The sequence below is a fragment of the Staphylococcus sp. EG-SA-2 genome, assembly GCF_017152085.1.
In genome coordinates, this window is the sequence record NZ_JACYHC010000603.1 from 1 (window position 1) to 2,630 (window position 2,630).

Sequence of the window (2,630 nt, forward strand, 5' to 3'; positions counted from 1 at the left end):
CCTGATTTAGCTGCAATTTTAATGGCATTTATATATGAGTTATCCGGAATGAAATAAGGCGATTGCAAATATACCGACTTCTTAGCGCTCATAATCATTTTTGTATAACCATATTCAATTTGATGCCAGTCACTAGCTGGGCCACTTGCAGCTATTTGAATTGGTGAATTGCCCAATGGTCCGTTCTTTTTAGGGAAATACTTAACATCATATTCAAACTGTGGACGGTGCGCTTGCGAATTCCAGTCTAAAATAAATCGCAACTGCAGTGCATCAACCGCATCCCCTTGTATACGTAAATGCGTATCTCTCCAATACCCTAGTTTACCTAATCCTAGATATTCATCACCAATGTTAAATCCTCCGACATAACCTAGTTGACCATCGATTACGATGATTTTTCTATGATTTCTGTTATTCATACGGAAATTTAATAAGGGTAATTTAGAAGCAAAAAATGCTTCAACTTCGCCACCTAATGATTTAAAGTGATCAAAATTTGCCATCTTAACATTTTTAGATCCAACATCATCATATAATATTTTTACTTCTAGACCTTGTTTCAATTTTTCTTCTAAAGCATGTAAAATTCTTTTACCTAAACCATCTAAAGCGAAAGTATAGTACTCTAAATGGATATATTCTTTTGCATTTTTAATATCTTTTAAAACTTGATCATATAAATCATTTCCATCAATGAAATGATCAACTTTATTATTTTCAGTTAAAAAACCATCTTGATCCATCAAAAGCATACGTACTAAATCATGATGTTTTTGAACTTGTTTGTTATCAGTACCATAATTACCTTTATCAAAGCTTTCTATTTGTTGTTTTAAAAGTCCATCGAAATCCGTTAACACGTTACCATTGTTTTTATTCAATTTACGTGCCGAAACGGTTCTACCAAAAAACAAGTAAAGAATAAAACCAATCAATGGTAAGACAAAAAGTACAAATAGCCATGCCCAAGTTGAACTCGCTGTACGTCTATTTCTTTCTAAAAAGATAATAATAAAAGCCAATACTAAATTAATGATGAATCCAATGGCTAAAATAATGGTAAAAAGTGTTCCTAAATCATTTGAAAATGTATATCGCATAGTCTTTTCTCCTATAAAGAAAGGCACAAAAAACATTTTGCACCTTTCACATCATATTATTTATTCACAGATAAAGTTAAAATTGCATTGAATTCTTCTTCATTATTTGGGAATGTTCTTTCTTCTATTTCTTTAATAGTAATATTTACTAATTTTAAATTTGTAGCTTCTTCAGAACTTAAAAAAGCATTAATGTTTTTTTCTAATAACTCTAAAGTCTCAGCTGTAAAAGTTTTAAGTTTAATTTGTTCCATTTAAATCCCCTCTTTTCTCTATTTCCTAAATCATAGAACTTTTAACAGTAAAATTCAATCATTAATATATGTGTTCCAGCATGAAAAGTCGCTATGATTAAAAATTAATTAATTTTCTTAATGTATTGTTTGATGTATAATATATTTATTCAACTTCGCGATAATGCGATACAAACTTTAACAATTCACAATACATTTTAAATATCGAACTAGTTTTGAAATTAGTTTATCATATTAAAATGCTGATATTAGTTTTAGGGGGAAATGTAGTGATCTCATTTGAAAATGATTATTTAGAAGGTGCTCATGAAAAAGTATTAAAACGATTAGTAGATACAAATCTTGTACAAGCTTCGGGATATGGCTTTGATCAATTCACAGCTCAGGCAATTGAAAAGATTAAAGATACAATTGATTGTCCAAATGCTACAATTCGTTTTTTAGTAGGTGGAACACAAACCAATCAGGTTGTTATTAATTCAATGTTAGAAAGTTACGAAGGGGTCATTTCAGCAGACACTGGTCATGTTGCTGTGCATGAGGGTGGTGCAATTGAATATAGTGGACATAAAGTAATTACTATACCCTCTAAGGAAGGAAAAGTTAGTGCTTCAGATGTTGAAACTTACATGGAGACATTTAAAAGTGATTTTAAAAAGGACCATATGGTATTCCCAGGAATGGTATATATTTCTCATCCTACAGAATATGGCACTTTATACTCTAAATCAGAATTGGAAGAGTTATGCAAAGTATGTAAGCAATATCAGCTTCCATTATTTATGGATGGTGCACGATTAGGGTATGGATTGATGAGTGATCAATCAGATATGACTATTAAAGACATCGCTAAATATTGTGATGTATTTTATATAGGTGGTACGAAGATAGGTGCATTATGCGGGGAAGCCATTGTTTTTACGAAAAATAATGAACCGAAACAATTTACCACTCGAATCAAACATCACGGTGCCCTTTTAGCAAAAGGACGGTTAACAGGCATACAATTTTTAGAATTATTTACGGACAATTTATATTTTAATATAAGCAGACATGCTATCGAAATGGCAAATAAGATGAAAGACGGGTTTAAAAATAAAGGCTATCGTCTTTACTTTGATTCTCCAACCAATCAACAATTTTTTATTTTAAGTAACGAGAAAATAGCAGAGTTAGAACAAAAAGTTAAATTTGCTGTTTGGGAAAAATACGATGATCAACATCGTGTTGTTAGATTCGCAACCAGCTGGGCGACAACCGAAGAAAATTTAAA

The 2,630-nt window shown here is 31.1% G+C and carries 3 protein-coding genes; 1 reads left to right on the forward strand and 2 read right to left on the reverse strand.

All coding sequences use genetic code 11. The annotated features are described in order from the left end of the window. Nucleotides 1-1,103: cardiolipin synthase (gene cls / locus IDG60_RS10745; RefSeq protein WP_206160682.1), on the reverse strand; the 1,103-nt coding region annotated here is incomplete at its 3' end. Between the two features lie 56 nt (nucleotides 1,104-1,159). Continuing rightward, nucleotides 1,160-1,357 (reverse strand): hypothetical protein, encoded by a 198-nt coding sequence (locus IDG60_RS10750; RefSeq protein WP_000435068.1) that lies wholly within the window; start codon nucleotides 1,355-1,357, stop codon nucleotides 1,160-1,162. 269 nt (nucleotides 1,358-1,626) lie between these two features. Between IDG60_RS10750 and IDG60_RS10755 the strand changes: the two genes are divergently transcribed. Then, nucleotides 1,627-2,630 (forward strand): aminotransferase class I/II-fold pyridoxal phosphate-dependent enzyme (locus IDG60_RS10755; protein WP_206160683.1); only part of this gene is annotated, 1,004 nt, incomplete at its 3' end.